We start from the raw sequence: 7861 nt of genomic DNA, 5'->3' as shown, positions 1-7861 counted from the left end.
GCTGCATGCGCACCTCCGCTCGTCGTCCCCGCACGTGGTCCCTGGCCAGGCGTGTCCTGTTGGCGCAGTGGATCGTGCTGGTGATCGCGGCGATCGTGGCGATCGGCGGCTCCTACCTGCAGACCCGCTCCACGGTGTTCCGTAGCGAGGGTGATTCGCTCAAGTCCATCGGCACGCTGGCCGCGGACGAACCGGAAGTGCGCCGCGCGTATGCCGAAGCCGACCCGGAAACCCGCACCAAGGGGTTGAGCGTGGTCAGCCGACGGGTCATGGCGGACACCGGAACGGACTTCGCCACCTTCCTCGATACCGATGGCGTGCGCCTGACCTATCACCGCCCAGGCTATGTGGGCACGAAGTATTCGGGGAGGCTGGCGCCGGCGCTGAAGCAGGGCAAGGGCTTCACCGAGACCTCGTCCACGGCCACGGCCGGACTGTCCGTACGGGCCGTGGTCCCGGTCAGGGACGCCGACGGCGAGGTGGTCGGTGCCCTCACGGTGGGTCGAACCGTCGGTGCGCTTCAGCTGGTGGCCGCCTCCACCGTTCCCCTGACCCTGGCTGTGGTCCTCGGCATCGCTGCACTGTTGGCCGTCGTGACATGGTGGGAAGCCCGCTATCTGCGGCGGGTCACCCAAGGACTCGGTCCGGAACAGATGTCACAACGCTTCGCCGCTGCAGATGCCGCCTTGGTCACCGTGGACGAAGGCATCATCATCACCAACGCAGACGGCCTCATCGTCTTCCACAATCGTGCAGCGGACGCGCTGCTCAAGCTCAGCACCGATCAGGACCGTGCGCCCGACGGGGTCCACCCTGACGGCATCGCGCCGTCCGAACTGGGACTGTCCGGACCCTTGGGCCGTCTGATCCAGGACGGAGAATCCGTGGAGGATCAGGCCCACACCATCGACGGCCGGGTGGTGGTGGTGCGACAGCAACCGCTGCGCAGGCCGCTCTCCACCGGTAGTTCCCGAGGCTGGGTCATGACGGTCCACGATCACACTGCGGTGCAGCGACTCTCGGGAGAACTGGCCACCACCCGCTCCCTGACCACGGCCCTGCGCGCACAGAACCACGACCATTCGAACCGACTGCACACGCTGCTGAGCCTCATGGAGATCGGGCACGTGACGGAAGCCCACGCGATGCTGCGCAGTTCCGTCGGCTTCCCCGCCGGCTCCCCGGACCAGGACGGTGTGGACGGCGACGTCGTCCTCACGGCACTGCTGCACGGCAAGGTCTCGGAGGCGGCGGAACGTGGCATCGATCTGGAGACCGATGTTCGGCTCGAGCGCGGAACCGGGCTTCCGCCCGAGGACGTGGTGGCCATCTTCGGCAACCTCGTGGACAACGCCATCGATGCCGCACAGGACGCCGAGCAGACAGAGGGTCGATGGGTCAGGGTGGAGGTGAGCGTCGAGGAGCCGGCCGATGACGCCGACCAGGACCGCCCATGGCTGATCGCGTCCGTGTCCGATGGAGGACCCGGAATCGCTCAGGGTCTCGAGGAGAAGATCTTTGCCCCCGGCTTCTCCACCAAACCCGCCGACGCCGTGGGCCGTGGGCAAGGTCTGCCCATCGTCGCGAGCGTGTGCGCCAGGCTCGGCGGTACCGTGGCCGCAGCAACGGACTCCGGAACGGTCTTCACCGTGGAGGTGCCACTGCCGCGGCAGGAGGAGACCTCGCCGTCGGGCACGGCGCGGACAGGCGCCACGCCGCCGGAACAGGAAACGAAGGAAGGGCAAACATGAGCGCGCTCCGGGTGGCTGTCCTCGAGGACGAAGAGACCACGGCGCAGGTCTACCAGGAGTACCTGCGGCGGATCCCGGGCGTGGAATGTGTGGCCGTGCTGCACACCCAGGAGCAGGCCGGGCGCTATCTGGCCCAGCGTCGACATCTGCGCCAGGACCCGGGCATCGACCTGTTCCTGGTGGACATGAATCTGCCTGACGGACACGGGCTGGAGGTGCTGCGCGGTCTCCGGGCCGCAGGCTGGCATGGCGGCGCCATCGCGCTCACCGCTGCCGGCGAGCGCTCGGTGGTGCGAGCGGCCATGGCCTCCGGCGTCGCGGATTATCTGCTCAAACCCTTCACCTTCGACGACTTCGCCGCCCGAGTGAGCCGCTACCGCGACCTGCAACGGCGCTTGGGTGGATCCGGGTCCATTCCGGACCAGGAACAGCTGGACCGGATCTTCGGCTCGGAGACGCCTCAGCGGCGCATCGACCTGCCCAAGGGCCTCGTGGCGGAGACCTTGGTCCAGGTGCGCGAGGCCTTGGACGCGGCAGGGACGGCACTGAGCGCCCGGGAGACCGCCGCGGTTGCCGGTCTGTCCCGTGTGACGGCGCGACGCTATCTTGAGCATCTCGTGGACACGGGCCAGGCCCAGCGCAGCGCCAGGCACGGGACCCAGGGGCGCCCCGAGGTCGAGTATGTCCGTACGGGCAAGAGTTAGCCGTCCTCCCCATGCCCGACGGCGGGTGGCCACCTGAGGTGGCCACCCGCTGTGGGGTATGGGATCACCGAGCTCACGCGGTGGGGCGGAGCACCCCGATGAGGTGGTCGAGTACCGAAGGATCCTCGATGGTGGAGGGAACCGAGTACTCCTCGCCGTCGGCGATCTGCCGCATGGTCTTGCGCAGGATCTTGCCGGAACGGGTCTTGGGAAGGGCGTTGACCACACGGACCTCCTTGAAGTCGGCCACGGCACCGATCTCGGAGCGGACCAGCTTGACCAGCTGTGCAGCCAGGTCGGATTCCTCGACCTCCACGCCGGACTTGAGGATCACGTAGCCGGAGGGGCGTTGGCCCTTGAGGGGGTCGGCCACACCGATCACGGCGCACTCCGCGACAGCGGGGTGGGAGGCCACGACCTGCTCCATGGCTCCCGTGGAGAGGCGGTGGCCGGAGACGTTGATGACGTCATCGGTGCGACCCATGACGAACACGTAGCCGTCCTCGTCCAGGTAACCCGAGTCTCCCGAGGCGTAGTAGCCGGGGAAGGCGGTCAGGTAGGAGTCGATGTAACGCTGGTCGTTCCCCCACAGCGTGGCGAGCGTGCCTGGAGGCATGGGGAGCTTGATCGCGATGTTTCCCTCGGTCCCGGGTTCCTGCACGGGCTCGCCGATGGCGTCCACGATGCTGACCTCATAGCCGGGCACCGGCAGCGTGGGCGAGCCGAGCTTGATGGGCTTCTCGTCGAACCCGAACGGGTTACAGGCGATGGGCCAACCTGTCTCCGTCTGCCACCAATTGTCGATCACGGGGATGCCCAGGACGTCGTGCGCCCACTGGGCGGTATCGGGATCGAGTCGCTCACCTGCGGCGAAGAGGCCCTTCAGCCCGGAGAGGTCGTAGTCCTTGATCAGGGCGCCGTCCGGATCGTTCTTACGAATGGCGCGCAGCGCCGTTGGCGCGGTGAACAGGCTCACGGCGCCGTGTTCCGCAGCGACCCGCCAGAACGCGCCAGCGTCAGGGGTTCCCACAGGCTTGCCCTCATAGAGGACGGTGGTGGCACCGACCAGCAGCGGCGCATACACGATGTAGGAGTGGCCAACCACCCAGCCGACATCGGAGGCCGTGAACATGGTCTGGCCTTCGCTGACGCCGTAGAGGTTGGGCATGGACCAGGACAGTGCGGTGGCATATCCACCCGTGTCACGCACCACGCCCTTGGGCTTCCCCGTTGTACCGGAGGTGTAGAGGATGTAGAGGGGGTGCGTGGAGGGCACGATCACCGGCTCGGCGGGCGTCGCGGCCTGCTTGAGGGTGTCCGTGTCATGCCACTGCGTGCCGGGGACCCGTTCGGCGACGTCCTCCAGGGACGTGGTGAATCCGTCTCGATGGGTCACCGCCACGTGCGCCACGGTGTGCTCTGCGATCTCAAGGGATTCGGCGATGGCAGGCAGGTACTCGATGTTGCGGGCCGGCTCGATGCCGCCGGTGGCCGTCAGGATCGCCACCGGGGCGGCGTCGTCGATGCGGGAGGCCAGCTCGCGCGGCGCAAATCCGCCGAACACCACGGAGTGCACCGCACCGATGCGGGCACAGGCCAGCATGCCGATCACGGCCGCCGGGATCATGGGCATGTACAGCAGAACGCGATCGCCGGTCTTCACGCCGAGGTCCTGCAGCGCACCGGCGGTAGCGGCGACCTCGTCCAGGAGCTGCGAGTAGGTGTACGTGGTCTTGGTGTCGGTGACCGCGGAGTCGTGGATCAGGGCGGGTGCGTCGCCTCGACCGGCCGCGACGTGGCGGTCCAGGGCGTTGACGGTCAGGTTGAGGGTGCCATCGCTGAACCAGCGGTAGAGCGGAGCCTCGGAGCCGTCCACACCGGTGGTGGGAGCGTGTTCCCAGGCCAGCGCCTGGGCCGCCTCGAGCCAGAACGCGTCCGGGTCCTCGACCGAGCGTCGATAGGTCTCTTCGTAGCTGCTCACGTATGTCACGTCCTTGGGATGTACGCACTTTGCCGCCCGCCATGGATGTGGTCGGGTGACCATGGGTTGACCATGGGGCGGCCTGCCTGAGTGGGACCGTCCTGCAACGCGATGTAAGCCACGTCACTGCGGTCTTGCTTCATGTATACACCAGGGGGTGGGTGCTCGAAAACCCTTGGTTGGAAAATTCCCGAAACTCCGGGCGATCCGGAACTTACGAAACGTCCGCGTGACACAGATCTCCGATCTGTGTATACACTGATGGTGTGAAAGCTAGTGACCGTGCCTACGAGGAAGTGCGCCGCGACATCGTCGAGTGGCGGCTGCAGCCTGGCGCGCCCCTGTTGGAGGTCGAGCTGGCCGAACGGCTGGGCCTTTCACGGACGCCCGTGAGGGAAGCCATCTCCAAGCTGCTCTCCGACGGCTTGGCCGTCAACCACTCCGGCCGGGTCACCGTCTCCGAGGTCCGTCCGGAATCGGTTGACCAGCTCTTCGATCTGCGGGTCTGCCTCGAGACCATGGTGGCGCGAGGTGCGGCGGACGCCGCCGCGTCGTCGGGCACCGTCCGCGCACGTTTCGAGGCGTTGTCGAAGCGATTCGAGGCGGCCACGCCGGTGGATCCGAGCGACCCGTCCGGCTACTACGCACTGACGCACGAGCTCGACGACGAGCTGGACTCGGCCGCCGACAATCCCTACCTGAGGCAGGCCCTGCGAGGCCTGCGCCTGCACCTGGACCGCGTCCGCCGGCTGTCCCAGGACCATCCCGACCGACTGGATGCCTCGGCGAGCGAGCACGCAGCCATCGCTTCCGCAGTGGCGCAGGCGGATCCGGATCTGGCGCAGGCGCAGACCGTGGTCCACCTGCATCACGCCCAAGCCCATATCAAGACCTACGCCCGGGACGCCGAGGTGCCCCTGGCTGGATGAGGCCCCGAGCCTCACGCGTTTCCCCCTACACGCCGGCCGCACACCACCCGAGCGGCTACGGACCTTCGTCAGAGAGGACGAGCATGATCGAGAACACTGTGCGGGTCTACCGCAGCGATGAGAACCTCCCCCGCGAGGAGCAGCTTGCCCACAAGATCGCGTCGGTCGCCGCCGACCCGGTGGCTGTGGAGCAGGAGGTGACAGATATGGTCATCAACCGCATCATCGACAACGCCTCCGTCGCGATCGCTTCCCTGAACCGCGGACCCATCGTCTCCGCACGCGGCCAGGCGCTTGCCCACCCCGTCACCACCGGCGGCCAGGGCTCCAAGGTCTTCGGTACGGACCAGCCCGTTGCCGTCGAGTGGGCCGCCTGGGCCAACGGCGTTGCCGTGCGCGAGCTGGACTACCACGACACGTTCCTGGCAGCCGAGTACTCACACCCCGGCGACAACATTCCTCCGATCCTCGCCGCCGCCCAGCACGTGGGCGCCTCCGGCGCCGACCTGATCCGCGGTATCGCCACCGGCTACGAGATCCAGATCGACCTCACCAAGGGCATCTGCCTTCACGCGCACAAGATCGACCACGTGGCCCACCTCGGCCCCTCGGCCGCGGCGGGCATCGGCACCCTGCTCGGGGCAGACGTCGAGACCATCTTCCAGGCCGTTGGCCAAGCGCTGCACACCACTACCGCCACCCGTCAGTCGCGTAAGGGCGAGATCTCCACCTGGAAGGCCCACGCGCCGGCATTCGCAGGCAAGATGGCCGTCGAGGCTGTGGACCGCGCCCTTCGCGGCCAGACCTCCCCCACGCCCATCTTCGAGGGTGAGGACGGCGTCATCGCCTGGATGCTGGACGGCCCGGACGCCAACTACACCGTGCCGCTGCCCGCCCCCGGCGAGCCCAAGCGCGCCCTCCTGGACTCCTACACCAAGGAGCACTCCGCCGAATACCAGGCACAGGCCTGGATCGATCTGGGTCGCAAGCTGCACAACGAGCACCCGGAGTTCGCAGACGCTTCCAACATCGAGAAGATCGTGCTGCACACCTCGCACCACACGCACTACGTGATCGGATCCGGCGCCACCGACCCGCAGAAGTACGACCCCACGGCCTCCCGCGAGACCCTGGACCACTCGATCCCCTACATCTTCGCCGTGGCACTGCAGGACGGCTCGTGGGATCACGTTGACTCCTACTCCCCCGAGCGCGCGGGCCGCGAGGACACCGTGGCGCTGTGGCACAAGGTCACCACCGTGGAGGATGCCGAGTGGACCCGCCGGTACCACAGCCTGGATCTGACCGAGAAGGCCTTCGGCGGCCGTGTGGAGATCACCTTGGCCGACGGCTCCACCTTCTCCGACGAGATCGCGGTGGCGGACGCTCACCCGCTGGGCGCCCGGCCCTTCGGCCGCGCCGAGTACATCAACAAGTTCCGCAAGCTGGCCGAGGGCAAGGTCGCCCCGGAGGAGATCGACCGCTTCATCGCAGCGGCCGAGAACCTGCCCAACCTGGGTGCAGGCGAGCTGGACCAGCTCAACATCCTGGCCTCCGTGGACCTGGAGACCTCCCCGAAGGGTCTGTTCTGATGCTGTATTCCAAGACCACGCCTGCGGCGAAGCGGGAGAACTTCCGCGCCGCACTGAAGCCGGGGGCCGCGCTGCAGTTCCCCGGGGCGTTCACACCCTTGTCCACCAAGCTCATCCAGGAGCAGGGTTTCGACGGCGTCTACATCTCCGGCGGCGTGCTCGCCAACGAATTGGGACTGCCGGACGTCGGCCTGACGACACTGACCGAGGTGGCTCAGCGCGGCAACCAGATCGCGCGCGTCACCGACCTTCCCTGCCTGATCGATGCCGACACCGGTTTCGGTGAGCCCATGAACGTGGCACGCACCATCCAGGAACTGGAGGACGCCGGGCTGGCCGGTACTCACATCGAGGACCAGTTCAACCCCAAGCGCTGCGGCCACCTCGACGGGAAGAACATGGTGGACCTGGAGACCGCCACGAAGCGCATCGCCGCCGCCGTGGATGCCCGCCGGGATCCCAACTTCCTGATCATGGCCCGCACCGACCTGCGCGGAGTGGACACCCTTGATGCCACCATCGAACGCATCAAGGCGCTCGTGGACTCCGGTGCGGATGCGATCTTCCCGGAGGCGTTGAAGGACATCTCCGAGTTCGAGACGGTCGCCAATGCGGTGGACGTCCCGATCCTGGCGAACATGACCGAGTTCGGGAAGTCGGAACTGTTCACCCGTGACCAGCTGCAGGCTGCAGGCGTCGCCATGATCATCTACCCGGTGACGAACCTGCGTTCGGCCATGGGAGCCATCGAGCGTACGCTGACGGCTATCCGTGAGGCCGGGACCCAGGAACCGGCTGTGGATGAGATGCTCACGCGGTCGCGGTTGTACGAACTCGTGGATTACGAGGGCTACAACCACTTCGACTCCGGTATCTTCAACTTCAGGGTGCCGACCACCGATAT

6 protein-coding genes are annotated in these 7861 nt (G+C 67.2%); 5 read left to right on the top strand and 1 reads right to left on the bottom strand.

Translation table 11 applies throughout. The features are described 5' to 3' along the window. Positions 1-1751 (top strand): ATP-binding protein (locus tag Q0A15_RS11925; RefSeq protein ID WP_291279747.1); only part of this gene is annotated, 1751 nt, incomplete at its 5' end. Beyond that, positions 1748-2455 carry a response regulator gene (locus Q0A15_RS11920; RefSeq protein ID WP_291279746.1) on the top strand — a complete coding sequence of 236 codons (708 nt, stop codon included), beginning with the start codon at positions 1748-1750 and terminating at the stop codon, positions 2453-2455. The genes Q0A15_RS11925 and Q0A15_RS11920, both read left to right, overlap by 4 nt. Before the next feature lie 73 nt (positions 2456-2528). Here the strand turns inward: Q0A15_RS11920 and Q0A15_RS11915 are convergent, their stop codons facing one another. Next, positions 2529-4436, bottom strand: coding sequence for an AMP-binding protein (locus tag Q0A15_RS11915; RefSeq protein WP_291279745.1), 1908 nt, complete (start codon positions 4434-4436; stop codon positions 2529-2531). Between the two features lie 266 nt (positions 4437-4702). Here Q0A15_RS11915 and Q0A15_RS11910 point away from each other — a divergent pair, with 266 nt between their 5' ends. From Q0A15_RS11910 to prpB, 3 genes are all read left to right on the top strand, one after another. After that, entirely contained in the window at positions 4703-5365 is a 663-nt protein-coding gene (locus tag Q0A15_RS11910; protein WP_291279744.1) for a GntR family transcriptional regulator, read from the top strand. Between the two features lie 83 nt (positions 5366-5448). Further along, positions 5449-6957, top strand: a complete 1509-nt coding sequence (locus Q0A15_RS11905; RefSeq protein ID WP_291279743.1) for an MmgE/PrpD family protein — start codon at positions 5449-5451, stop codon at positions 6955-6957. Further along, positions 6957-7861 (top strand): methylisocitrate lyase (prpB, locus tag Q0A15_RS11900; protein WP_291279742.1); only part of this gene is annotated, 905 nt, incomplete at its 3' end. The genes Q0A15_RS11905 and prpB, both read left to right, overlap by 1 nt.

This window comes from Galactobacter sp., assembly GCF_022712295.1.
Taxonomy (GTDB): Bacteria; Actinomycetota; Actinomycetes; order Actinomycetales; family Micrococcaceae; genus Galactobacter.
The sequence above is the reverse complement of the archived record's forward strand: the minus strand, read 5'-3'. Positions and strand labels throughout refer to the sequence as shown.

Coding starts and splice junctions, on each gene's coding strand:
- Q0A15_RS11920 (WP_291279746.1), top strand. CDS start 1,748: ATGAGCGCGCTCCGGGTGGCTGTCCTCGAGGACGAAGAGACCACGGCG.
- Q0A15_RS11905 (WP_291279743.1), top strand. CDS start 5,449: ATGATCGAGAACACTGTGCGGGTCTACCGCAGCGATGAGAACCTCCCC.